This window comes from Devosia sp. Leaf420, assembly GCF_001425445.1.
Lineage (GTDB): Bacteria > Pseudomonadota > Alphaproteobacteria > Rhizobiales > Devosiaceae > Devosia.
In genome coordinates, this window is the sequence record NZ_LMQU01000016.1 from 43,183 (window position 1) to 68,849 (window position 25,667).

Genomic DNA, 25,667 nt, shown 5'->3' on the forward strand with positions numbered 1-25,667 from the left:
TCTCTGCTTTGTCGCTGCCGGCCTTACGGTCGGCAGCGGACGGCGCAGCGATTGGGCTTTGCTGCTCCGGTTCGCGCCTAATACGAACGACGTGATCCGGATTTGACGTGGATCGGCGTGTGGCACGTCTCTTTCTGACTTCAGCCCGCTATTCTGACGGTTGCTATTCCCTGAGGCGACGCTGGGCTTGAGTGCAGTGGCCCTGAATTAAGGCCGTGTCGAAATCGCCTGTCGCCATGACCTTCTCGATGCGATCCATATCCTCGGTGATGTCGATGCCCTGCTCGATCAACCAGTCGTCCGAAAAATAGGTCTGGGCGTATCGTTCGCCGCTGTCGCAGATGAGCGAGACAACGGAACCAGCGTCGTTGCGACTGAGCATTCCTGATGCAGCCCATAAGAGACCGATGAAATTCGTTCCGGTCGAGCCGCCGACGCGGCGGCTCAGGCGCTTTGAGAGTACGCGGGTGGCGGCTATCGAGGCGGAGTCGGGGATTTTCAGCATCGCATCGACAACATTGGGCAAGAACGAAGCTTCCATGCGCGGGCGACCAATGCCTTCGATGCGGCTGCCTCGTTTGCAGCAACAGGTGCTGCCCGTCTCGGTCCAGCCTTCGTAGAAGGCGGAAAATTCCGGGTCGGGGACGCAGAGTTCGGTTGGAAGGCTCTTATAGAGAATATAGCGGCCGATCGTTGCCGATGTGCCGCCCGTGCCTGGGCTCATGACAACCCAGCGCGGGATCGGGTGGCGCTCCATGGCCATCTGGCGGAAAATCGACTCGGCGATATTGTTGTTGCCGCGCCAGTCGGTCGCGCGCTCGGCAAAAGTGAACTGATCGAGATAGTGGCCGCCGGTACGGGCTGCCAAATTTCTGGCTTCATCGTAGATGGCCGAGGGCTCGTCGACAAAAACGCAGTGCCCCCCATATTGCTCGATGGCTTCGATTTTGGTGCAGGATGTTGTTCGCGGCAGGACAGCATAGAATGTCAGACCGAGCAGACGGGCGTAATAGGCCTCACTGACGGCGGTGGAGCCTGAAGACGCTTCGACGAGCGCAGTATCAGGACCGATTACTCCATTGCAGAGACCATAGAGGATGAGCGAGCGAGCTAGGCGATGTTTGAGGCTACCCGTCGGATGACATGACTCGTCTTTGAAATAGAAATCCACATTCGGAAAACCGGGCAACGCCATCGGGATGAGATGAGAGTCGGCGGAACGCTGGGCGTCTGCATCCAGCAGGCGGATAGCCCTGCTCGACCAGGATTCTGTTTTTTCTTCAGTGGCCATCTTCTGAGCAACATCTTGCTATCTAAAGTGCCTCAGAGGGTACGATGTTCTGTGGAATGGGTCAATTTTAGATTTTGGACGTTGGCTATATGGCACCTTGATCTTGGTAGCGTCTTGTCGCCTCTCAAAGAGCTGAATCGGCTGAAAGGTTCTCTGGAACACAGGCTTCATCAATTTCGTGAGACAAATCGACATTAACACACTTGAGTTAAGTTAATCGGGCTCACATAGTCCTGTCTTGAAGCTGTCATGTCGGCCGGCCGGAGGGGTGGCGACGCTGGCAGCGTAAGGAGAGGAACTCGTTCATGCCGCGTTTGACCCGTCGAACTTTCATCGCGTCGGTGCCGCCGCTCTTGGCTGCCACACAAATTCCAGCCTGGGCTGCTCCTGCTTCGGATCTTGAGCTGATTGCTGCACAAAAGGGCGAGCCAGCGATCGTCAAACTCTATCGCCAGCTCGAACGTTTGACCTCCACCGTCACCTTGATGACGACCGGGGCGCATCCCGACGACGAGCCGAGCGGCATGCTGGCGGCCCTGCGCCATGTCTATGGCATCCGCCCAGTGCTGTATTGCATCACGCGCGGGGAAGGCGGGCAGAACGCAATCGGGCCGGAACGTGGTTCGGTCTTAGGCGTGCTGCGCACGCGCGAGATCACCGAAGCCTCACGCTCGCTCGATGCCTCTCTGGCCTTTGGTAGCCAGGGCCACCACGACAATATGCATGACTTCGGGTTTTCAAAGGACCCCAACCAAACGATCGACCGCTGGGGCCGCGACCGCGTGATCGAGCGCATGACCTGGGCGGTGCGCCACTATAAGCCCGACGTGATCATGAACTGCTTCCTCGATGTTGGCGGGCAGCACGGCCACCATCGTGCAGCCAATGTCGCGACCTTTATCGTGGCCGACATTTCGGGCAATGCCGAAGAATTTCCGGACCAGATCGCGGCCGGCTTGAAGACCTGGACCGTCCCCAAGATCTACCAGCCGGCATGGGGTGGTGGTGGCGGTGTCTATGACGACGAAACGCCGCCGCCGCCGACGACGCTCGTCGTGCGTGCGCCCGAACGCGATCCGATTTCCGGCGCCACGTTCCCGCAGATGGGCGAATGGTCGCGGTCCTGTCACCTGACGCAAGGGATGGGGACCTGGCGGCCTGATCCGCAGACCGAATGGCCGATCAACCTCTCCTGGGCTGCCAATGGCGAAGCCGGCAGGAAAGAGAGTGACATTCGCGACGGTCTGATCGCCACGGTCGGCCACATTGCCGAACTCGATGGCATGCCGGCGGCTTCGGCTGACGCGCTGCGCAATGCGCAGGGGCTGATCGATGAAGCGCTGGCCGATTATGGCGATCCGGTCGAAGTTGTGAAGCGCCTTGTCGAGATCGGCAAGGCCGTTTCCGAAGCCCGTTCGACGCTGCCGGCAGAACTCGAAGACCAGGTCGTACACCGGCTCGATCGCAAGATCAGGGAAGTCGATCTGGCGCTCGCGACGGCGGCTGGCATGCGCGTGCGCGCCTATACAGATGGTGCCGATCTCCACCCGGGCGAAGACATCATCGTCAAGGCGATGGTCGATGCGCCGGATACCATCACAGTGGATTCCGTCCAGGTGGTTGCCCGCAACGGCATTACCGGCAAAACGGCTGAGGATGGTGTCAAGGTGAGCGTTGCGGACGATGCCGCGCTGACCAATCCTCTGACCGAGCAATTTGATCCGCTCGGTGGTAATGGCGATGCCTTCGTGCGTCTGACGGCGACGATTGCCGGCCATAAGGCCGTGCTCGATGTCGATCTTGAGGATGCACTCCGTGTTCTGCCGGAAGCCTCGCTTGAGCTCAAGCCGGATGCGGTGGTGTTCAATACCGAAAGCGAAATCTCGCCGGTGGCTTTCACCGCCGTGGTTTCAGGCGGCACGACGGCGGACCTCGACTTCCAATTGCCCGAAGGTTGGGTCATGGCGGCGAAGGGTGAGACGGGCTCGGAAGCGGGCACGTTCGAACTGACGCCGCCGGCTGAACTTGGCACCGAGCGCATCACCATTGCGCCAAAGCTCCTTGGAAAGGAGGCTTACGCCATCAATGTCTTCACCTATCCCCATATCGGGCGGTCGGTGGTGCCGACGGAAGTGGCGGTGCCGGTGCAGTCGGTTGGTGCGGTCATTCCTGAAGGGCGGATCGGCTATATCGGTGGGGGCAATGATAATGTCGCGACCTGGCTCAATCGCCTTGGCGTTGATCTTAAGGAACTGAGCCCGGCCGATATGGAGGCAGGCGCTTATCGCGATCTCGACACTTTGGTCGTTGGCATTTTCTCCTTCGGTCGCCGCCCCGATCTTGTCGCAGCGCTGCCGGGTATCCATGAATGGGTGAAGAATGGCGGTCACCTTGTGACGCTCTACCACCGTCCGTCGGACGGCTGGGATCCGGAGACCGTGCCGCTGGCTTTCCTCAAGATCGGTTCGCCTTCGATCCGCTATCGCGTGACCGATGCCAAGTCGACCGTGGACGTGCTCGAGCCAGACCATCCGCTTCTCAACTACCCCAATGCCATTACCAAAGAAGACTGGGACAACTGGGACAAAGAGCGTGGGCTTTATTTCGCCTCGGAATGGGACGAGGCCTATGTGCCGCTGCTCGCCATGGCCGATGCGGGCGAGGAACCGCTCAAAGGTTCGCTGCTGTCGGCGGAAATCGGCGAAGGGCGTCACACCCATACCAGCCTCGTGCTTCATCACCAGCTAGACAAGCTGACCCCCGGCGCCTTCCGCATCATGGCTAACCTGATCCAGCCGGCCAAGCGCTGAAACACCTTCGGCTCGCTTAAGCTCCCAGCGCGAGCCGCTGCCGTGCCTCCTAACGCGGCGAAACCCTCGGCCATGCCAGGCCGGGGGTCTTTTTTTTGGGGGTTCAGGGCTCTGGGCGGTCGGGGCGGGTCGTCAGGATCAGGGCGCCGATGATGATGGCGGTGCCGATGAGCGTTGTGGGCGCTGGCACTTCGCCAAAGGCTAGGAATCCGGCGAGGCTGGCGAGGACGATGGACAGATAACCGACGGGGGCGAGCAGATTAGCCGGGGTCGACTGATAGGCGCGGAGGAAACAGTATTGGCCGATCTGGGCCAGGACGCCGATGGCAAGCAGCAGGGGCCAGTCGGCTGATGCGACCGGTTTCCACGAGAAGGCGGCGGGGATGAAAGTGAAGACCGTGAGGCCGACGGTGTAGAAAACCATCAGGACCGTCGTGTTTTCCTTGGCGAGGGCGCGGGTCTGAACGGTGGCGAGGGAGCCGAAAAGGACTGAAGCAAGGGCGGCCAAGAGCCCGAAGTTCCATGTGATTTCCCCCGGGGCGACCATGACGAGGACGCCGAGAAAACCGATGGCAGCGCCGATCCAGCGCCAGGGGCCGGATCGTTCGCCAAGGAGAAAGGTCGCGAGCCCCAGGACGACGAGCGGGCGCATGAAGCCGATAGCATTGGCAAGGGCCAAGGGCAGGGCGGTGAGCGCGGCGAAGTTGGCATTAAGGGCAAGGGTGTTACAGAGCACGCGGAAAGCGTGGCGGCCCCATTGCCTGGCTTCTCGCAAAGCCTGGCGGTGACGCCAGGCGAGCGGGAGGACGCTGACAAGGCCGATGAGCGAGCGGATGAAAACCATCTGCACAGCGGGATAGCTGGCGCCGCCCATCTTCACGAGCACGGTCATGAAGGTCACGAGCACCATGTCGCTCGCGAGCCAAAGATATCCGGCTCGCGATAGATTGGTCTCCATATCACGCAGACTGGAGAAGATTGGCCATGAGCCGGAAAGCGCCGGGGACGAGCTTGTCCAACTGGTGATGGAGAACAAGGCTCGTATGGGTGTGACGACCGTCACCGATCTCGGCCGAAAGCAATGAGCCGATGAGGGATTCTTCACCGGCGTCGCTCATGGCGAGGAAAGGGACATAGGCGCCGTCCCAGGCGGAGGCGAAGTAGAGCCCACGTTCCTTGTCCCAGCCGGCGAAATCGTCCGCGGTGATGCGATTGGGGCCGATGAGGAGCTTGTGCTGGGGGTCGAGGAATTTCACCTCGGCGGCGGGATTGGTGGTGCGCCAGCGCAGTGATGGACTGCCGATGTTGATTGGGCGCGGCGGTGTTTCGTCCGCGATCCAGCCATCGCTGGGGCGGTGATAGAGCGTGACGAGATGGCCGCCAGCTTCGACCCAGCGGTGGAGTTTTTGCGTTGCAGCCCTGAGGTCCGGGCGGAGGCCGAAGGCGAAAATGCCGATGACGATGGTGTCATAGGCCGAGAGATCGCCCGCGAGGGCTTCGGCATCGAGTTCGGTGATGTTGGCGCTCATGCGGTCGAGCCAGATGCCGACGCGGTCGGAGCCGCCGCCGATATAGCCGATTTTGGTGTCGGGGACCGTCAGGTTAAGCGCAAGGATGTCGAGTGACAGCGGGCGGGCAAAACGGGTGCGGCCGATATGCGGATAGGCGATGGGGGTGACGCCGAAGGCCGGCGCGCCATCGACGAGGAGAGGTAGGCTGTGGCGGCCGGCGGTGAGGAGCACATCGGAGTTGACGGCGAAAGTGCTCTCACGGCGTTCGATGGTCAGGCTGGGAGCGCTCGGGATAGTGATGCGGCCGAAGTCGATGTCGGTTTTGAGGGCGACGTTTTTCGTCACCGGGGCCGATAGCGGAAGAATAAGAGCCTCGGGGGTGATCGCGACCGTGTAGGCGGGGGCGAGCTGCAGGTCTTCTTCGGTGTCGCGGAAAAAGCGGATGACCTCGCCGTTCACCTCGGCCTCAACGCGCACCCAGACATTGCCGTTTGCATAAAGGTTCTGCCAATCGGGGCGGAAGGCATTCTCGATCTTTGCACCAGCGCGGGCGGTAAGTGCGATGGCCGTACTGTCGCCAGAAAGACTGACCACATCGCTGGGCACGAAGGCGTCAGAGGTGATGGGGGTCACGCGTATATTTTCGGCCTCGCCAGGTTCGGCTTCGATGGTCAGATCGGCTGTTTCGCCAGGGGCGATGCTGGTTGAGGAGACCGAGGCGTAGATTTCGATGCCGGCGGCGATGGCGGTGGCCGCGTCGAGTTCTTCGAGCTTTCGCTCAAGACGATGAGCGTGCTCGGGGGCGATGTCCTCCTGCGCGCCGCGGATGGCGCGGCGGGCAATGCTGAGAGCGGGCAGGATGGCGGTGCTATCGGGGAACGCAGCTATGGCCTGCGCGAGGGCAGCGCCGGCGGCGGCGAGATAAGGCGACGGGCCGAGATCGCTGAGCGATTTGGGCAGGTCATCGAAAAGTCCTCCTGGTGCATCGGTACCGACCTCGTGGAGCGGCCATGTTCTTTCGCCGGGGTGCCGCCAGTGGCCCATGTTCTGGCTGGCGTGGAAGGCCCGGGAGATTTCGCCAAGTTGCCAGAAGGGCATGCCGGTGGCGAAATCGTTGCCCGTGGCCGTGACGAAAAGATTGGCCCTGGGCGGGGGGACTTCGTCGTCATAGGTGTCGCCGCCGCCGGACCAGGCGGGGAGACAGAATTTCGTGACAGTCCAGGTTGAGAGATTTCCGGTTTCGTAAGCGGGATCGGCGGCAAGGGCGAGCGCGCGCTCGGCAGCCTCGGTCATTGCGCGGTGGTGACCGTGCTGGCCGGGAACGTTGAGGAAGGTCGGGATGACAATATCGGGGCGGAACTGGCGATAGGCGCGGACGAGGCGATCGATAATGCGCTCTTCGCCCCAGCGCGCCAGGGTGTCCTTGCCGGATTTGGAGAAGCCGAAATCTTGCACGGGGTCGTCGGGACCATGGCCGAGCCAGGCGATGTCGGCATCAAGGGCTCGGGCGGCTTCTTCCATTTCGCGCGAACGCAACACGCCGAGCGCACCGCCGCGTTCGGGGCCCAGAGTATTCTGCCCGCCCTCGCCGCGGGTAGAGCAGGCGACGATGATGCGCATGCCCATTTCGTGGCGCATGGCGGCGAGCATTTCGTTGTGCTCGTCATCGGGATGGGCGCCGGTATTCATCACCGTCACCGTGGATTTGAGGCGGGACAGGGCGCGGGCGAGAGCAACGAGACGGGGCTGGGCCGCGCGACGGCGCAGGCGTTCGGGAGCGGTAAGCATTATTCGTCCAGACTTGGTAGTTGGCGTTTTGGAACGGCACACTGGCATTGCACCCGTCTCTCTCAAAGAGAGGCGACGGGTGACAAAAGTCAGCCGACGGGGTTGGAAACGCTGAGATGGGGAGAGACGGTGTCGAGGAGCGGCAGCGCGGCGGCGCCGAGCGCGGCCGTCAACTGGCCCGTTTGGCCGCGGATGACGCGGGGTTGCGAGCGTTGCCGTCTCGTTGCGACGGAAACGGGCAAGGGGTCGAGCGCGGCGATGACCGCTTCAAGCACTGAATCGGGCAGGCCGCCGCCGAAAATGACGGTTTCTGGATCGAAGATGTTTTCGAGCATGGCGACGGTGGGCGCAAGGTAATCGGCAGCCATGTCGATCCATTCGGCAAGCGTCGGATCGGCCTTATCGTGCAATGTCTGGATGTCATCGACAGTGGCTGCATAGATGCCGGCCATGGCGAGCCGTTCGCGCAGAGCAAAGACCGAGACGAAACGCTCGAGTGCGCCGGCTGGGCCATAGTGGACCTTGCCCTTGCGGGGGACGAGACCGACATGGCCGATTTCGCCGGCATTGCCGAAGGCGCCGCGCAAGGGGCGGCCTTCCTGGATGACGCCGAGACCAAGGCCGACACCGAAGTAAAGGTAACAGAAGCTGCCGATCTGGCGACCGGCGCCATAAAGACGTTCGCCGACCACAGCGGCCGTGGCGTCGTTCTCGACAAAGACCTGCTGGCCCGTAGCTTTGGCAAAAAGAGCAGTCGCATCAACGCCCGTCCAGCCGGGAAGGGTGGCGGGGCCGACCGAGCTCATACCCTCGACCTCGAATGGACCTGGCATGACGACGCCGATGCCGAGAAGCTTGCTGCGGTCAGCGCCAAGTGAGGCTTCGAGGCGCTGGACTTCCGCTGTCACTTGGTCAGGGACGGTATCGGGGCCCGTGGCCTCAAGCGGCAGGATGGATTTGGCGCGCACGCCGCCTGAAAGATCGAGAAGCGCGGTCACCATATGGTCGGCGGCGATTTCGACCCCAGCGGTCATCGGGCCGTTGGGATTGACGGCGAACTGGATGGGGGGCTGTCCACGACCGGATCTGAGCCGACCAAGTTCAACGAGAAGCCCTTCTTCGAGCAGCTCGTCGACAATATTGGCAACGGCCTGGGGCGTAAGCTGGGCGCGCCGCGCGATCTCGGTGCGGCCGAGATGTTCATGGAAGCGAATGACCTCCAGCACCACGCGGCGATTGTGCGCGCGATTGCGCTCGGGATTGGACCCGATGGCGACCCGTTGACGAAGCTCTTTCTTGCTGCGGCCGTTCAAATTTCCGCCTCCCCCACTGCCTCGCTAGCATGGCGGGGCGGTGCAAGACTAGCCAGGCGACACAATAACTCAAGTAGATTATTTTATTGACAAGGGACGGTCACATATTGGACGTTGCTGGCCTGTCGGGCGGCGTGTGCCGTCCTAAGGGATGAGAGGCGTCGGAGGGTCGACGCTCCAATGGAGGGACTTTATGCGTAAGGCATATGTAGCCGGGCTCGCTGCCGGCATCAGCTTCATCGCTATGGGCGCAGCCCGGGCCGTGGAAATCGAATATTGGCAATATGTATTTGACAGCCGCGTCCAGGCGATGGACCAGCTGATCGAAAAGTTCGAAGCTGCCAATCCGGACATCACGGTCAAGCAGACCACTTTCCCCTATGCCGACTACCAGACGCGCGTTGTTGCCGCCAAGGTTGCCGGCCAGGGGCCGGACGTGGTGCAGCTCTTTTATGGCTGGACTGACCAGTTCGTGAATGGCGGCTTGATCCAGCCGCTCGACCCGGCCGTGTTCCCGCATGAGGAAATCGAAGCGGACTTCTTCCCCATCGTTTCGGCAATGAAGCGTGGCGACGATTATTATGGCTTGCCGACCGCCGTGCGCTCGCTGGCACTCTTTTACAACAAGGCCTTGCTCGACGAAGCCGGTGTCGAACCGCCGCAGACGCTCGACGAGCTTCTGGCAGTTGCCGAAGCCACGACCAAGCGCGATGGCAGCGGCAACATCACGACGGCTGGCATTACCATGGACATGGCCGGCCAGGATCACCACTGGTGGCGTGAAGTTCTTGTGCGCCAGAACGGTGGCGTCCCCTATGATGCCGAAGGCAACGTTGCCTATAACGACGCGGCCGGCGCTGCGGCCCTGAAGTTCTATACCGACCTTCAAACCGAAAAGAAGGTCGGCCTCGTCGGCTTCATGGATGAAGGCCAGGCGGCGTTCCGCGCAGGTCTTGCCGCCATGACCATCGATGGCACGTTCCGTCTCGGGGCCTTTGCCGATAACCCCTTCGAATGGGGCGTAGTGGAACTGCCCGCTGACGCCAATGGCATGCGCTCGAACTATTCGAGCTATTTTGCCAACGGTATCGGGGCGACCTCGACCGGAGAGGAGCTCGCAGCCGCGCAGAAGTTCCTGCAGTATATCTCCTCGCCCGAAGCGATGGAAATCTGGCTCGAAACGGTTGGTGAACTTCCGGCACGTCGTGACGTGGCGCTGACCGAAGCAAACCTTGCCGATCCGATCCGCGGGCCGTTCCTCAAGGGTCTTGAATACGCTCAGACCACCCAGTTCTACGACGAAGCCGCACAGCGCCAGACCGCGATCGACATGGTCAATCGCGTGCTGCTCGAAGGCCAGTCGATCGAAGACTCGCTTGCCCAGGCCGCTACGGCCGAACAGGCGATTATCGATCAGGGTCGTCAGTAAGGGGTAAGCTCTTTCAAGAGCGCGAACTTCGCCACGACATCGACTGTCACCCCGGCCTTCGCCGGGGTGATGACCGATGATATTTTGGCGCTAAGGCAACCCCTCGCATCTTCTCGCAGGAGCGAACATGGCGTCGGCGAACGCGATTTCACAAACAGGCCCGGTGCGCTTCTGGGACCGTCTCAATATCAGCACCAAGCGGGTCATCTGGGCCTGGGCGTTTCTCGCCGTGCCGATCATCTTTTATGCGGGCATCCGCTTTTATCCGACATTCCAGGCCTTTTGGCTGTCGCTGACCAATTGGGATCTGCTACGGCCAGCACAGTTCATCGGCTTTGCGAACTATCAAAAAATGTTCGCCGATCCGGTTTTCTGGAAAGTCTTCCAGAACACTTTTCTTTACCTCATCATCGGCACGCCGGTGAGCCTCGTCATCTCCTTCGTGATCGCCTATTACCTTGATCGCGTGAAGCTGATGCACGGATTTATCCGTGCCCTTTATTTCCTGCCCTTCCTGACGACGGCTGCAGCCATGGGTTGGGTCTGGCGCTGGTTTTACCAGCCGGTGCCGATCGGGGTAATCAATGGCTTTTTGTCCTCGGTTGGCATTCCGCAGCAGCCATTTTTGCGCTCGGTCGACCAGGCGCTCTTCTCGATCCTGATCCCGGCGATCTGGGCCGGGCTCGGGTTCCAGATCATCATCTTCATGGCCGGGCTACGCGCCATTCCCAGCACCTTTTATGAGGCTGCGAAGATCGACGGGCTGGGTGATTGGGCAATCCTTCGGAAGATCACCATTCCCCTCCTAAAGCCCACCACCGTTTTCCTTGTCGTGTTCTCTTCGATCGGGTTCCTGCGCATCTTCGACCAGGTCTACAATATGACCTCGAATGATCCGGGCGGGCCGCTCAATTCGACCAAGCCGCTGGTGCTGATGATCTACCAGACCGCCTTCTCATCCTATCAGATGGGCTATGCGGCCGCGCAAACCGTGGTGCTGTTCACCATCCTGCTCATCGTATCCCTGCTCCAGCTCTATGTGCTGAGGGAAAAGAAATGACCGTGACCTCCACCGAGCTCAAGGCGAATAGCCGCGACATCCGCCCCGGCCGCATCATTGCCTGGACCCTGCTGCTGATCGGCGGGTTGATCATGATCACGCCGCTTCTCTTCATGTTTTCGACTTCGCTCAAAACCTCGGGCCAGGTCTATGACCTGAGGCTGATCCCGGCGGCGCCAACCTTTGACAATTATATCAAGGTCCTGGGCGATGGCCGCTTCATGCAGTGGTTCCTCAACTCGACCATCATTGCCGTTACGGTGACGATCTCGAACGTGTTCTTCGACAGCCTCGTCGGCTACACGCTGGCCAAATTCGAATTCCGCGGTCGCTATTTTATTTTCCTCGCCATCCTGTCGACGCTGATGATCCCCACCGAAATGCTGGTGATCCCGTGGTACCTGATGTCGAGCCAGCTCGGTTGGCTCAATTCCTATTGGGGCATCATGTTTCCCGGTATGATGACGGCCTTCGGCACATTCCTCATGAAGCAGTTCTTCGAAGGCGTGCCCAACGATTTCCTCGAAGCCGCTCGTGTCGACGGGCTCAACGAATTCACCATCTGGTGGAAAATTGCCATGCCCATGGTGGTGCCGGCGATTTCGGCGCTCGCCATCTTCACCTTCCTCGGCAACTGGACGGCTTTCTTCTGGCCGCTGATCGTCACGACCTCCAAGGAACTCTATACGCTGCCTGTCGGCATCTCGAGTTTTTCGGCCGAGGCGTCCATCCAGTGGGAGCTGATCATGACCGGCGCCGCCATCGGCACCATACCGACGCTCCTCGTCTTCCTTCTTCTCCAGCGCTACATCGTTCGTGGCGTCATGCTGGCCGGCCTCAAGGGTTAAGACATGACCGATCCCCGTTCTTCTGATCAGTCGGTTTTCCCCGATCCGGTCTATAAGGAAACCGTTCTGGCGCCGCTCTTTGATGGTGCCAAGGACCACCATGTCGAGGGGTTCCGCTCCATCGACCGCGCGCATCTGGTGATGCTGGCCGAGACCGGAATTCTGAGTGCCGATCAGGCCCGCGACATCGCCGTGGCGCTCGAGAGCATCGATGCCGAGATCGATCCCACAACGCTCGTCTATACCGGTGAGGTGGAGGACTTCTTCTTCCTCATCGAGAAAGAGCTGAAAAAGCGCGTCGGGCCAGATCTTGGCGGACGCCTTCATACCGCGCGCTCGCGCAACGATATCGACCATACGCTCTTCAAGCTCGGGCTGCGCGAGCGGCTCAATGTCTTGATCGACAAAGCGTTGAAGCTGCATGCAAGGCTGATCGAAGCGGCAGAGCGCGAAAAGGACACCCTGATCGTCGCCTATACCCACGGGCAGCCAGCGCAACCGACGACCTTTGGGCATTATCTCTCAGCCATCGTCGAGTTCGTCGGGCGCGATATCGAAAGGCTCTTTGAAGCCTATCGGATCGTCGAGCACTCGCCCATGGGCGCGGCTGCGATCACAACGACTGGCTTCCCCACCGATCGCGCGCTTGTCGCCGAACTCCTCGGCTTTGCGGCCCCACTGCAGAATTCTTATTCCTGCATTGCCGGGGTGGATTACATCACCTCGACCTATTCGGCCATTCAGTTGCTGTTTCTGCATCTGGGGCGGCCGATCCAGGACTTTCAGGTCTGGACCAGCTTTGAGGTGGGGCAGATCTATGTGCCCAATAGCCTCGTGCAGATCTCTTCGATCATGCCGCAAAAACGCAATCCGGTGCCGATCGAGCATTTGCGGCATCTGGCGAGCCAGACTGCCGGCCGGGCACAGGCCATGCTGACGGTGATGCACAATACGCCATTCACCGATATGAACGACAGCGAAGGAGAAACGCAGGCCATGGGCTATCAGGCGTTTTCTTCAGCCTATCGCGTGCTCGATCTTCTTGCGCCACTGGTCGAGCAAATCCGCATCGATCCCAAACGCGTGCGGGACAATATTGCGCGCTCCTGCATCACCATTACCGAGCTGGCAGACTCGCTCGTTCGGCGCGAAGGGCTGTCCTTCCGCGAGGGGCACGAGATCGCGGCTTCCGTTGCCAAAGCCGTTGTCGCGATGGGTGGCGATCTCGTCAGCGATGGTTTTGGGCCATTCACTTTGGCTTTTGAGAAGGCGACTGGGCGTACTTCGGCGCTTGATGAAACGAGCTTTGCCGAGATCGTCTCGCCGGAATATTTCGTTGCCGTGCGCACGCGCTTTGGTGGACCAGCACCGGAACCGCTAAACGCGGCCATTGCCGGCTATCGGCAGGACGCCCAGCGTCTCTCAGACACTTTTGACAAAATCCTGCGCCGCCAGGCTGATGCCGCGCGCATGCTCAAAGAACGCTTCGGCGCATTGAAGGGAACCGCCTGATGGCCAAGATCGAACTGCAGAAGCTGGTCAAGGAATACGGCAAGACCCGCGCCGTCCATGGCATTGATCTGACCATCGAGGATGGCGAATTCGTCGTTTTCGTTGGCCCATCGGGCTGCGGCAAGTCGACAACGCTGCGCATGATTGCAGGCCTCGAGGATATTTCGGGCGGCAATCTCTTGATTGGCGGAGACGTGGTGAACCAGCGCGAGCCCAAGCAGCGCAATATTGCCATGGTCTTTCAGAACTACGCCATCTATCCGCACATGACCGTGGGCCAGAATATCGGCTTTGGCCTTTATACCTCAAAGCTGTCGAAGGCCGAAAAGCGGAAGCGGATCGAAGAGACCGGCAAGATTCTCGGGCTCGAAAAGCTGCTCGATCGCCGTCCCGCGGCGCTTTCGGGTGGGCAGCGTCAGCGCGTTGCCATCGGCCGCGCCATGGTGCGTGATCCAGCCGCGTTCCTCTTTGACGAGCCATTATCCAATCTCGATGCGCAATTGCGCGCGCAGATGCGCCTCGAGATCAAGAACCTTCATCGCCGGCTTGGCACAACAATCGTCTATGTGACGCACGATCAGGTCGAGGCCATGACCATGGCAGACAAGATCGTCGTCATGCGCGATGGCAATATCCTGCAAGTCGGAACGCCGACCGACCTTTATGAGAACCCGGTCGATGTTTTCACCGCGCGCTTTATCGGCAGTCCGTCGATGAATATGGCCGAGGGCACGATTGCCGGCGGCGCATTGAGCATCGAGGGGGCAGGGACTTCAGGACTTAACCTTCCCACCCATGACGGCAAGGTGCTGGTTGGCGTGCGTCCCCATGATCTCGTCGTGGGCGAGTTCGGTGGCGCCGGGCTTTCGGCGTCGGGCACGGTGGAAGCGGTTGAACCGCTGGGCTCGGAAACCTTGGTGCATCTCACTCTTGGAAAGGCGCAGGTGATCGCCACGGCGCCAGGCCGGGTCGTGCCGCAGATCGGCAGCACGGTCTCGGTTCACGCCGGCACTGGATCGCTCTACCTTTTCGATGCCGTCAGCGAAAAGGCTTTGGGCCGCGCATGACATCGTCTTCGCCCCGCGCCGGGGCTGTCCTCAATCTTGGTCGCATCTATTGCGACATGGTGTTTCGCGGGCTCGACGGCATGCCGGCCTTGGGGCGGGAGCTCTTTGCCCGCGACTTTGCCCTGACCCCAGGGGGTGGTGCGCTGATCACCTCGGCCCACCTTTCAGCGCTAGGGCGTCATTCCATGCTGCTCGCACGCTTCGGCACCGATGCACTGTCCCTGGCGCTCTCGGAGCAGATCGAACAACTCGGGATCGACCTGACGTTTCTGGATCGGCATGAGAGTGCGGGGCCGCAGCTGACCGTCGTGATGGTTCATGATGGCGATCGCGCCTTTCTCTCGCGCCGGGCCGGCCATGCTCGACCCGCCGGCTTTGAGGCGGCTTTGACTCATTCCGGGGTGAGTCATCTCCACATTGCCGAATATGCAACGCTTCACGAAATGCCCGACGCGATCGCAAGCGCGAAAAGCCAAGGGCTGACGGTTTCGCTTGACCCGAGCTGGGATGCGGACCTGATCCACGATCCCCTCTTCTTCGAACGGGCCGCGGGAGTCGATCTCTTCCTGCCCAACATGGAAGAAGCAGAAGCTCTGACCGGGGAGGCTGAGCCCGAAGCCGCACTCGCAGTTCTCCGACGTCACTTTCCCATTGTTGTCCTGAAGCGCGGCGCCGAAGGCGCCATGCTTGCCTCAGGTCCCGATACGATTGCGCTTCCGAGCCCAAAGGTTTCCGTCGTCGATACGACAGGGGCAGGCGATGCGTTCAACGCCGGATTCCTCCACGCCTGGCTCAATGGCTCTGAGCTTTCAACGGCGCTGGCGACCGCGGTCGAAGCCGGAACACTCTCCGTTCAGGCCTCTGGCGGGACGGGCAGTCTTCGGCGCGCTGTTTGAGGATTTTGCGCGGCGTCTGAAAGGCTGAGTCTTGCTGCGCGGTTAGACCCCTTGTTGACTCAAAGCACCGGCAATTTACCTCCAGCTTAACGTTCCTTATCGCGTTGACTCGCGTGCAAAACGTAAAAACGCGACACAGTCCTTGCCCAGGCTCCCCTTCGCGTCTCAAGGGCAACAAGGGGGGAAGTCGTAACGACCCGATGGTCTGGCAGAAGAGGGTGACCGGTGACGGTTCCGAGAAGCCGGACCAGGCCAAAATCCTGCGGCTCACTAACGGACCAGTGGTCAAGTCGAGGCGCTCGCTCCAGAATGCGGGGTTCAGGGCGCCAGCCGCTCCGGAGGCGAGCGAGGTCGCCAAGGAGTTGTCGCCAGCGAGGTAGGCTCGAGATATCGAGATCCTCGGCTTCAACGCGTGCCGCGAGATCAAGCAGAACCACGCCGTCATCGAGAATGAAGTCGAGGGCTGGAAGGATCATGCTTTGCTTTCCGTCAAAAATGCAGCGATCTCGGCCTTTGCGAGGGTCCGGCGCTCGAGCAGAACTTCTGCAAGCCGTTCGATCGTCTGGTGGTGCTGCGCGACGAGGTCGTCGGCCCGGCTCATCTGGTCCTGAAGGATTGTTTCCACCGTGTCTTGGAGCACAAGGTTAGTGGTCAGCTCCTTTGTCACCACGTCGGGCGGCAGGGCGATGAGGGTCTCAGACAGGCCGGTGCTGAGATAAAGAAGGGCAATGGCGTGGCTCGCCTGGATTAGGTCACTGGCCGAGCCATCGTCGACCCGTTTGCCAAAACGGGCATCGGCGGCACGGCCGGCCAGGGCAATACAGCAGTCATCAAGGCGCTCGTCGTAAGTGGCGCCCGCAAGGCGCGGGATGAGCGTCGTAAAACCGCTGACCGAACCGGCTCGGTCAAGGCGAAGGGCCATCGCGTCCACGATGCGTCCAAAGGCATGGGCGATCACCGCATGCGCGGCTTCATGCAGAGCCGCTTTTTTGAGAATGCCGATACGTTCTGTTTTATCAGCCGTCCGATCCGGATCGAGATCGGCAAGTTCGAGTGTACGGCCGGCGAGAAGGGCCCTGTTTCGTGCAGCGGCAACGCGGTCGGCCAGTTGGGCGTGGCTTTCTCCAAGCCAGAGGCGAGACAGATCACGAAGTGGCGCGTCTTGCAGGTCACGGCCCAGATGGACGCGCAGCACCGCAACTACGTCGTCGATAGTCTGCGGAGGCGTTACCTCGATGAGGCGGCCAATGCGGCCGGGGCGGCAGATCGCGGCGTCGACGTCCTCCGGGCGATTGGTGCAACCGACCAGCAACACCGGCGCGCCGGACGCGTTGAGGTCATCAATGGCAAGCAGAATCGAAGTGATGACCGTACTCCAATAAGCCCCATTGGAGTCGGTTCCACCGGTACGGGTACTCATGGCATCGATCTCCTCGATGATGCCAATCGCCGGTCCATTCTGGGAGCGAAGGGCGTCAAAGAAGCCAACGATCTGACGCACGACACTGTCGAGATGGCCGGTGCCAGCGACAAATAGGGCGCCCACGCTTAGGCGATAAAGTGGAACGGCGGCGCGTTCGGCAAGCTGGTCGACCAAGCTGGATTTACCGCACCCTGGTTGTCCGGCGAGCATTGTGTGACGCAAAAGGCCTTTGGGAACGCGGCACGTCTTGAGCCCATCGAAGAGTGCCAAAGTCTCGGTCAACCAAAGCGCTGCCGAACCGAAAACTGGCCATTGGTCACTCTCCTCTGTCTTCTCACTGGTATCTGCCGTTTCGTCGGTGTGCTCCGACCAGCGACGCAGTCGGTCGCGGCAAGCTTCCGCGGTTTCGCCGGATCGTATCGAGCTGGCAATAAGGGGAAGAGACAGACCGCGCCAATCGGCGTCTTCGATGATGACTTCTTGTCCCGTCACAGTGCCCACGGCGCGGGCGATGGCGGCAGAAGTGAGCCCCTGTACGGTTACAACGCACTCGGCGGCTCTTCTTGCGAGGTCGGGTACATGTGCGGAGCTCGCCGCGACCCAGACGCTGGCGCCATCCTCAATGCGCACGAGCACGTCGAGATCGCTCGCCACCTCGGATTTTTCCCGGCTCGGGGTCGCATGTACGGCCCCGCCCCTGGCATCGATAGCGACGGTTATTGGAGCGAGCCAGGAGCTATCGGGCACAAAGATGATGGTGGGGGGAGCATCCTTGGTCCAGGGATCGGGCAGAAGCACACCTTGGGAAAGGGCGTGTTCTTCTAGCGCGGCGGTGACGAGTATGACGATGCTACTTACCACGGCTGGCATGACATGGGCTGTCATGCCAGCGTTGACGGTGCTGTTTCGGATCATCTCGGACAAAGAACTCATGTTAGGTACTCGAATTGGATGAAAATGAAGCTTCCGCCCGCTGCCGGCCGTCTCAGCACCCTAGTATCTACCAGGGGAAAACAGGTGGCGTCGCGAGCCGGAAGGGGAGAGGTGAAGGGAGAAAGGGGCGTACCGTGCCATTAGCCAGCTGTAGCCGATGACCTGAGCACCGCACCGCAGTTCATGCGGGGCAGGGCAGTCAAACCATCAGGTAACAGACATGGGCAGAAGGGCACGGCAGGCGCGGGGCGACCGGCCAGCGTGCAGACGCAGACGTCCCGGCCCCGATTTGGGACCGACCGCTCTAGTTGCGCCAACGCATGCCGCCCAAGTGCGGCCCATAAAGGCTTAAAAACCCGGCCGGGTCGAAGGGGGGTGCTTGCCGACGCGCGCACGCGTCTACTACAAGGCTCGTAGCCATTGTAACTCCTGTTGCTGCAGGATTGCGGTGGTCAGGCCGTCGCTGGTGGTTCGAAGCACTGGCGGCGGCCGTCATCGATTCGGCTGAATCGACATGGTGATTGTGCACCTGGCAGATCGAAACCTGCAAGCGTCTGATACTTTACATTTAACGTCGCCTTAGCGGCCACAAGTACGCACTGAAGGACGAAGTCTCCCATTCGTTGTGTTTATGTACTCTGTCTGTGACTGGTGCTCCAGGGCTGAGACGATCCCGCGCGAAGTGGCTAATAACGCTAGTTATCAGACATCGCACTTGGGCCTCAAATTCTAAGATGACTAAATAAGTGCCTTCACGCGGCAGTAGGCACAAGTCGCCATTCGACAAAAAGAAGAAAAGCTTCGGTGAAAAATTTGACCGCTTCATTGCCCGCGATTGGAGCAATCCGGATCCGCAACGCACGGCGTTCCCCGCAATAACCCCCAAGATGGCCCGTGTTGTGCGTGCCAACAACAAGAGCGGTTCAGGTTGCCGTTCCCTTCTTTAAAGGCACGGCGCCAGGTGCGAGAACCTCTCTCTGTAGAGCCGTGAAGGCGCACGAAACGACCCTTTAGATATTGCTTGGGTCTTCCTGCTGGATCTGCATCTCGTTCTAAGGATCGTCAAGGCCACGGCGCGACCGGTAGACCCTATGTTTGGTATTGCCGAGAGCTCTTCCAACTCGGTGGAAGCCGTTTGAAATGACGATGACCGCCCGGCAGGTGCAGACTCCTGCATCGAGACCTGCTTGCCAAAACACCGCTTGTCTTGCTGACCTAGGACGTTGTCACTCACCGCGGGGTATGGCTTTCTCTTCGAGCAATGATGGTATCGAGCTCCCGCAACCAAAAGGTTCGCCAGACAGAATGCCTAGTGGACGTCATCGATGCCTATGCCCCCGCCTCGTCAAATGGGGTGCGCCGCGGACCGACCATCTGATTTCATCCTTGACGCCCTAGAGCAGGCCCTGCACCGTGAGTTGTGCTGGTTCAGTTGCAGAGGTTGCTGTGGAATGTCAGATAACACCCTCTGCCTGGCCCCATGCGCTCCGCCGATCAAGGGGCGAAGGGCAATAAGGGTCTTGCAGCAGACAGCCAGCTTCCAGTGCACCATTGTCAATTGCGAACTTCCGGAGAGCCGGTGTCGGCGGCTCAATGGGCCGGACTCCCTAACGGCCCGCAGCGTCTTCTCGAGCCTTGTTTCGCTTAGGACGCGATCTTGTGCGCCGGCTACCAATGAGCGCGATCAGAATGCAACTGCCCTCTGCCTGGCGTTATGAATGTGCCGTTCCATAGCGGAGACAGCGCGATCTCGGTCGCGGGCGATGATGCCATCGATGATCTCGAGATGGTCTTCGAGGGCAGGGGTTAGAACGACCGGATTGAGGCGGAAGCGGTCGAGAGCGATCATGCGCACGCGAAGCGAATTGATGGAATAAGCCTGGATCAGGGTCTCGTTACCGGTGCCTGCGATAAGGAATTCATGGAAGCCGCTATCAATGTTTTGAGCTTCTTCGAGAAGCTGGGCGGTGATCCCGCTTGAGGCGCGGTCGAGGACAGAGACGTGCAGCGCCTTTTGAGCCATGAGCGCATCGTCGCTGATATGGTCGAGAGCGTAGATTGTGGCCTCCCGCTCGAAGGCGACGCGCAATTGGTAAGATTCGCGGATCATCCGAAGATCAACTGCAGTAATCTGGATTCCCCGCTGCGGCATAACCGAGAGAAGTCCTTCGGCTTCCCACCGGGCGAGAAGTTCGCGCAGGGCGCCCAGCGATATGCCGAGCTTGGCCATGAGCTCGCGTTGCGACAAGTTCTGGCCAGGTCGCACATCGCCGGCCAAGAGCAATTGTTGGAAACGCCGATAGGCAGCCTGGCGGTTGAGGCCGATATCGGTGCCCAAACTGCGATCAGCGGATAGGGCGTTTGCTAGCTCGCTTTTAGCCGAAAGCATCGGCGATCTCCAATCCGTCTGGGGCAGCGCCTTGTTAACCGAGACGGGTGCCGAAATCAAAACCGGTTGCGGCAAAACTTTCAACAAGAGTTCTGGCCCCTGCTGCGTCGAGGGGTAGCAGCGGCGGCATCGGCCTGCTCCAAGCAAGGTCTTTGGTCATGTGCGCCTTGAGAGCCTTGAGTGCAATGACCCCGCCATTGGCATCGACAGCCTCGATGCGCTGCGCTGCCCGCTGGATGGCAGCGGCATCATCGCGCTGCTCCGGCGCTGCGTAACGCTGGGCGAGTTCGGCGGCGACGATGTTGGGCATGCCGCCAATCATTCCTGCGCCGCCATTGCCGACAAGTGCGGGGAAGACACGATCATCGCCGGTAAAGATCTGCAATTGAGGGAACCGGCGGCGCAGGTCGAGCGTCTGCGGCTCGATGCCGGTAGAATCCTTGATGCCGACGATGCGATCGCCATGCCGGGCCAGCAGCATCTCTATCAGTTCGGCTGTGAAGGGCGCCCTGCTTAGCTGGGGGATGTGATAGAGCACGACATCGATAGGGAAACCGCCAAGGCGATCCGCGCAGGCGGCAAAATAGGCGGCGATGCCCTCGGTGCTGGCGCCGTAATAATAGGGCGGCACGATCAGGACGGCGCGACAGTCGAGATCGGCGGCGGCTCGAATGGTGGCGATTGTGTCGTCCAGCGCAACGCTCATCGCTGCCGGAATGACGCAGCTCATGTCGAAGCCGTTTGCGGCCAAAGCTTCTAGCGCCTGGCGCTTTTCCGGAGCCGAGAACGACGGGCCTTCGCCCGTCGAGCCGAACGGGGAAACGTAGGTGCAGCCCTGTTCAAGCAGCCAGCGCAAATGCTGCTCGAGCCTTTCGACATCGACGCGAAAATCCTCGGTCACCGGTGTCAGGGAAGCGGCGACGATGCCGGTGATGGGCAGGGTTTCCGGGCGCTCATGCGTCGCGGCCTTGGTGGAAATCATCTGTTGGGTCACTGATACAATCACCGATTTAAGCAAAGAGACAATCAAGTATTTACATGCGGTCCAATTTCATGCAACTTCATTTTGCTGACGGGTGAAAATGAGCCTGATCGCGTGAAGGAGAAAGCTCGTGGCGGAACTGGAACTGTCGGGCGTGTCAAAGACCTACGGCGCGTTCAATGCGCTCAAGGACGTGTCGCTCGAGATCGGCGATGGCGAGTTTGCAGTGTTCGTCGGGCCGTCCGGTTGCGGCAAGAGCACGCTTCTGCGTCTGATCGCGGGACTCGATCCGGTCAGCGAGGGCCAGATCGCCATTGGCGGCAAGGATGTGACCTCGCGGCAAGCAGGCCAGCGGCCAATCGCCATGGTGTTCCAGAATTACGCGCTCTATCCGCATATGAGCGTATACGACAACATCGCCTTTCCGCTGCAGATGGAGCGTCGGCCCAAGGATGAAATCCGCGCCGAAGTCGCCAAGGCCGCTCAGATCGTGCAGCTTTCGACCCGCTTGCAGGACAAGCCATCCAAATTATCCGGGGGTCAGCGCCAGCGCGTGGCGATTGCCCGGGCCATCGTCCGCAAGCCGGGCATTTTCCTGATGGACGAGCCGCTGTCGAACCTCGATGCGGCCTTGCGCATGGAAATGCGTTCCGAGCTGACCCAACTTCACCGCCGGCTCGGCTCGACCATGGTCTATGTGACGCATGACCAGCTCGAAGCCATGACCATGGCCGACCGCATCGTGGTGCTGAACGGTGGCAAGGTGGAGCAGGTGGGTCCGCCGATGGAACTCTACCATAATCCGGCTAACCTGTTCGTTGCCGGATTTATCGGCAGTCCGCCGATGAATTTTCTGGCCGGAACGGTCCGTAGCGCCGAGGGCGCGACGGTGTCTGTCGAGGCGGCGCGGATCGGTGTCGTTACGCTGCCCTTCAGCGGCGAGCACCTTTATGCGGGCGACAGCGTGACGCTAGGCATACGGCCCGAAGCGCTCGAGCTCGGCGCCGGAAGGCAAGTGCAGTTTTCGGTGGTGCCGGAGGCGGTCGAGCGGCTTGGCCTGCACACGATCGTCCATGCCGGGGAAGAGGGGCGGCCGTTTACGGCCTTGTTCAACGGCGATCCCAAATTGCGCGCAGGCGAGGCGATCAACGTGAGCGTCGATGGGGCGAGCGTGAAGGTGTTCGACGCCGATGGGATTTTGCGATCCCGGCGGGCCGAGGTGTGATGCAGGAAATCGGGTGAAGCGCGAGGAGAGGCTTCATCGCTTAACTTAAGGGAGTAGGGAACATGGAAAAACAGAATAAGACGGGACTCAATCGGCGCCAATTGTTGCTCGGCGTGGCGGCCGGCAGTTTGACGCTGGGGCTGGGCGGCTCGATCGGCCGGGCCTTCGGGCAGGACCAGCAACTGGTGTTCTGGTCGCAGTTCGCGGGTAGCAAGCGAGTGGCCGGCGAAGCGCTGGAAGCCGCCTTCAAGGAAGCGCATCCCGAGCGCAACCTCGTCAGCACGCTTTATGCGGAGCCGCCGCAGCTCAACGAAAAGATCCTGACATCGATCAACGGCAACACGGCGCCGGACCTTTTTGTCCAGCACTGGGATTACAACCTCACCTATGCTGCCGCCGACCGCATGCTCGATTTGGGCGAAGCGCTCAGCGTCTCGATAGACGATCTCGACCCCTCGCTTCTGGCCTATGGTCATATCAACGGCGCGCAATATTCGGTGCCTATGTATGGCACGTCGCGCGGCATCGGTTTCAACCGCGCCCATGTGGTCGAAGCAGGCCTTGATCCGGAAAACCCGCCCAAGACCTGGGCCGAGTTCCGCGACTGGGCCATCGCCCTGACCAAACGGCAAGAATCGGGTTTCCTCGAACGCGCCGGCTTCTCGCTGTTCCACAACGACCTCGAAGCCTGGGAAGTGTTCACGCTATTCCTCCAGGGTGCGGGCGGCAAGCTACTTAACGACGACCTTTCTGCTCCAAGCTTTGCTGGGCCTGAAGGGGTCAAGGCGCTCACCTTTCTCAAGGGCCTCCTGATCGACGACCGAGTGTCGGATCTTGGGTTCGGTCTCGGGCCAGGCGGTCTTGCGAGCCCTTTCAATACGGCGCGGGCGGCGATGATAATTGCCGGTAATTATTCGACCAATAACGCCTTGCGGGCTGGCATCGAATTCGCCGTGGCGCCTATTCCGATGGAAGATGGCGGCTTCACCTCGCTGGTCGATCCGTTCTGCTACGCCATTCCGCGCGATGCGAAGAACATCGAGGGTGCCGTCGCATTCGTCGAGTTCGCGCTATCGCCAGAGCAGCAGGTTGCGTTCGCTGTGGAGAGCAAGAACGTGCCGGTGCTCAAATCCGCCCAACAAGATCCGGCGGTGCAGGCGGATCCCTATCTTTCCAAGTTCGTCGAAACCGCAAGCTATGCACCGCAGGAAGCGCCGGCGATCCCGGCCTTCTCGCGCATGGTGACGATCATCGCCCGTGCGGTGCAGGAAGCCATGTTCGGGCGGGCGAGCGTCGAAGATGCACTGAGTGCCGCAGCGGCCGAAGTGCAGACCATTCTCGACCGCGGCTGAGGAGTGATCATGCCATCCCGATCGGCCACAGCCGGACCGTTCAACAGGTCCTGGGGCGCCTATGCCTTTCTCGCCCCGGCCCTCTTGATCCTGTTCCTATCGCTGCTCCTGCCCGCGATCGCGACGATCGGGATGAGCTTCACCGACATATCATTTCTGAGGCCGACCAATTGGGTGGGTCTAGACAATTACTTCCGGCTGATGGCGGATGGCCGCTTCCAGCAGGCCATCGGCAATACGATGTACTATACGCTTGGCGTGACGTTTCCCACCATGGCGCTGGGGCTTTTGGCGGCGGTGGCGCTCAATCGCAAGTTTCCCTTCCGTATCGTATTCCGGACCATCTTCTACCTGCCGGTGCTGACTTCGCTGATCGCGGCGGCGGTAGTCTGGGTCTATCTCTACGAGCCTTATTCGGGGCCTGTGAACGGGCTTTTTGTATCGCTCGGACTTGGTCCGCAGCCATGGTTGTCCTCGCCAAATCTTGCGATGACGGCGCTGATCATCATGGCGGTATGGCGTGATTTCGGCACGGCGATGATCATCTATCTCGCGGGCCTTCAGGATATTCCCGAGGAAATATACGAAGCGGCGCGGCTTGATGGCGCCAGCAAGTTTTCGATCCTCTGGCGCATCACAGTGCCGATGCTGGGATCGGTGACCTTCTACCTGATGATCATCCTCATCGTGCAATCTTTCCAGGTGTTCGGCGCGATCTACGTGATGACCGGCGGCGGACCGCTGGGATCGACCGAGACCATCGTCTTCCAGATGTACCAGACGGCCTTCGGCTACACCGAGTTCGGCTATTCGGCGGCGATGTCGACGGTGTTGTTCTTCGTCATCCTGCTGTTTTCGCTGGTGGGGACCAAAATCATGCGGAGGGGCGAGGGATGAGCGTCGTGGCAACCCAATCCAATCTGACGCGGACTGACGAGCGCTCGTTCCCGCTGTCGCGGTTCATCCCATGGGGCGAGCGCATCGTCGGCTATGGCCTTCTGCTGTTCGCGGCCTTTGCGACAATGGCTCCGTTCCTCTGGATGGTGTCGACATCCTTCAAGGCAGACGCGGAAGTTTTTCAATTTCCACCCAGCTTCATACCGCAGGGCCTCGAATGGCAGAATTATCTCGATGTGATCTACCTGCCCGATAGTGGGCGGCAATTGGTCAATAGCCTCGTTTTTGCACTCGGCTCGACCATCTCCAACCTCATTTTCTGTTCGCTGGCCGGTTATGCGCTGGCGCGCATGCAGTTTCGTGGCAAGACGATAGTCTTTGCCCTTGTGGTTGGCCTCCTTATGGTGCCGGCTCAGAGCCAGATCGTGCCGGTCTTCCTCATCGTACAGAAGATCCCGTTCGCGGGTGGCAATGACTGGCTGGGCAATGGTGGCACGGGTCTACTCAATACGTATTGGGGTATGATCCTGCCGACGGCGGCGACGCCATTCGGCATCTTCCTGATGCGGCAATTCTTTACTCGCATTCCGAGCGAATACGAGGAATCAGCTCGTCTCGATGGCGCCAAGTCCTTCACGATCTTCTGGCGTATCCTCCTGCCACTGGCGCGGCCGGCTATGGCGGTGCTGGGTGTGCTCAGCTTTCAGAGCGCCTGGAACGAGTTTATCTGGCCGCTGATCCTGACCAATTCGCGGGATATGGCGACGCTGCAGATCGGGCTGCAATTGCTGCAGAGCGGGCCGGACGCGCGCTGGAACGTGGTGATGGCAATGGCAACATTGATCACCGTGCCGATCATCATCGTCTTCCTTTTCGCCCAGCGCTTGGTCATCGACGGCGCAGTCACGAGCGGCGTCAAAGGTTAGGCGCAGCTTTTCCAA

Annotated in this window: 19 protein-coding genes; 11 read left to right on the top strand and 8 right to left on the bottom strand. The window is 60.5% G+C overall.

Annotated elements, in window-relative coordinates; genetic code table 11:
- Positions 1-163: 163 nt before the first annotated feature.
- The gene (locus tag ASG47_RS19875) at positions 164-1,291 is read right to left on the bottom strand and encodes a PLP-dependent cysteine synthase family protein (RefSeq protein WP_061911989.1); all 1,128 of its coding nucleotides are present in this window, start codon (positions 1,289-1,291) and stop codon (positions 164-166) included.
- Between the two features lie 305 nt (positions 1,292-1,596).
- Between ASG47_RS19875 and ASG47_RS19880 the strand changes: the two genes are divergently transcribed.
- On the top strand, positions 1,597-4,101 hold the full coding sequence (locus tag ASG47_RS19880) for a PIG-L family deacetylase (RefSeq protein WP_061911990.1): 2,505 nt from the start codon (positions 1,597-1,599) through the stop codon (positions 4,099-4,101).
- 103 nt (positions 4,102-4,204) lie between these two features.
- Here ASG47_RS19880 and ASG47_RS19885 read toward each other — a convergent pair whose 3' ends face one another.
- From ASG47_RS19885 to ASG47_RS19895, 3 genes are all read right to left on the bottom strand, one after another.
- Positions 4,205-5,059, bottom strand: a complete 855-nt coding sequence (locus ASG47_RS19885) for a DMT family transporter (protein WP_061911991.1) — start codon at positions 5,057-5,059, stop codon at positions 4,205-4,207.
- Position 5,060: 1 nt separating this feature from the next.
- Positions 5,061-7,400, bottom strand: a complete 2,340-nt coding sequence (locus tag ASG47_RS19890; protein ID WP_061911992.1) for a PIG-L family deacetylase — start codon at positions 7,398-7,400, stop codon at positions 5,061-5,063.
- An 89-nt stretch (positions 7,401-7,489) separates the two neighbouring features.
- Complete coding sequence (locus tag ASG47_RS19895; RefSeq protein WP_046142688.1) at positions 7,490-8,713, bottom strand: ROK family protein; 1,224 nt, start codon at positions 8,711-8,713, stop codon at positions 7,490-7,492.
- A 193-nt stretch (positions 8,714-8,906) separates the two neighbouring features.
- Here ASG47_RS19895 and ASG47_RS19900 point away from each other — a divergent pair, with 193 nt between their 5' ends.
- The 6 genes from ASG47_RS19900 to ASG47_RS19925 all read left to right on the top strand — a co-directional run bounded on the left by ASG47_RS19900 (position 8,907) and on the right by ASG47_RS19925 (position 15,525).
- The gene (locus ASG47_RS19900) at positions 8,907-10,142 is read left to right on the top strand and encodes an extracellular solute-binding protein (RefSeq protein ID WP_061911993.1); all 1,236 of its coding nucleotides are present in this window, start codon (positions 8,907-8,909) and stop codon (positions 10,140-10,142) included.
- Between the two features lie 127 nt (positions 10,143-10,269).
- On the top strand, positions 10,270-11,202 hold the full coding sequence (locus ASG47_RS19905) for a carbohydrate ABC transporter permease (RefSeq protein ID WP_061911994.1): 933 nt from the start codon (positions 10,270-10,272) through the stop codon (positions 11,200-11,202).
- Positions 11,199-12,050 carry a carbohydrate ABC transporter permease gene (locus ASG47_RS19910; protein WP_046142685.1) on the top strand — a complete coding sequence of 284 codons (852 nt, stop codon included), beginning with the start codon at positions 11,199-11,201 and terminating at the stop codon, positions 12,048-12,050. Before ASG47_RS19905 ends, ASG47_RS19910 begins: the two co-directional genes overlap by 4 nt.
- A 3-nt stretch (positions 12,051-12,053) precedes the next feature.
- Positions 12,054-13,562, top strand: a complete 1,509-nt coding sequence (gene argH, locus ASG47_RS19915) for an argininosuccinate lyase (RefSeq protein WP_061911995.1) — start codon at positions 12,054-12,056, stop codon at positions 13,560-13,562.
- Entirely contained in the window at positions 13,562-14,629 is a 1,068-nt protein-coding gene (locus ASG47_RS19920) for an ABC transporter ATP-binding protein (RefSeq protein WP_061911996.1), read from the top strand. Before argH ends, ASG47_RS19920 begins: the two co-directional genes overlap by 1 nt.
- A complete protein-coding gene (locus ASG47_RS19925) occupies positions 14,626-15,525 on the top strand; it encodes a carbohydrate kinase family protein (RefSeq protein ID WP_061911997.1) in 900 nt (299 codons plus the stop codon). The genes ASG47_RS19920 and ASG47_RS19925 overlap by 4 nt, the downstream gene beginning before the upstream one ends.
- An 86-nt stretch (positions 15,526-15,611) precedes the next feature.
- Here the strand turns inward: ASG47_RS19925 and ASG47_RS21275 are convergent, their stop codons facing one another.
- The 4 genes from ASG47_RS21275 to ASG47_RS19945 form a co-directional block, all read right to left on the bottom strand.
- Positions 15,612-16,001, bottom strand: a complete 390-nt coding sequence (locus tag ASG47_RS21275) for a DUF6634 family protein (RefSeq protein WP_320408931.1) — start codon at positions 15,999-16,001, stop codon at positions 15,612-15,614.
- Positions 15,998-17,881 (bottom strand): AAA family ATPase, encoded by a 1,884-nt coding sequence (locus ASG47_RS19935; protein ID WP_061911999.1) that lies wholly within the window; start codon positions 17,879-17,881, stop codon positions 15,998-16,000. Before ASG47_RS19935 ends, ASG47_RS21275 begins: the two co-directional genes overlap by 4 nt.
- A gap of 1,684 nt (positions 17,882-19,565) precedes the next feature.
- A complete protein-coding gene (locus ASG47_RS19940; protein WP_082511871.1) occupies positions 19,566-20,270 on the bottom strand; it encodes a GntR family transcriptional regulator in 705 nt (234 codons plus the stop codon).
- A 34-nt stretch (positions 20,271-20,304) separates the two neighbouring features.
- Positions 20,305-21,264, bottom strand: coding sequence for a dihydrodipicolinate synthase family protein (locus ASG47_RS19945; RefSeq protein WP_156464182.1), 960 nt, complete (start codon positions 21,262-21,264; stop codon positions 20,305-20,307).
- A 118-nt stretch (positions 21,265-21,382) separates the two neighbouring features.
- Here ASG47_RS19945 and ASG47_RS19950 point away from each other — a divergent pair, with 118 nt between their 5' ends.
- The 4 genes from ASG47_RS19950 to ASG47_RS19965 all read left to right on the top strand — a co-directional run bounded on the left by ASG47_RS19950 (position 21,383) and on the right by ASG47_RS19965 (position 25,652).
- The gene (locus tag ASG47_RS19950; RefSeq protein ID WP_061912002.1) at positions 21,383-22,477 is read left to right on the top strand and encodes an ABC transporter ATP-binding protein; all 1,095 of its coding nucleotides are present in this window, start codon (positions 21,383-21,385) and stop codon (positions 22,475-22,477) included.
- Between the two features lie 62 nt (positions 22,478-22,539).
- On the top strand, positions 22,540-23,829 hold the full coding sequence (locus tag ASG47_RS19955; RefSeq protein ID WP_061912003.1) for an ABC transporter substrate-binding protein: 1,290 nt from the start codon (positions 22,540-22,542) through the stop codon (positions 23,827-23,829).
- Between the two features lie 9 nt (positions 23,830-23,838).
- Positions 23,839-24,726 (top strand): carbohydrate ABC transporter permease, encoded by an 888-nt coding sequence (locus tag ASG47_RS19960; RefSeq protein WP_061912004.1) that lies wholly within the window; start codon positions 23,839-23,841, stop codon positions 24,724-24,726.
- Positions 24,723-25,652: a carbohydrate ABC transporter permease gene (locus ASG47_RS19965; RefSeq protein ID WP_061912005.1), complete on the top strand. Its 930-nt coding sequence runs from the start codon at positions 24,723-24,725 to the stop codon at positions 25,650-25,652. Before ASG47_RS19960 ends, ASG47_RS19965 begins: the two co-directional genes overlap by 4 nt.
- Positions 25,653-25,667 lie beyond the last annotated feature (15 nt).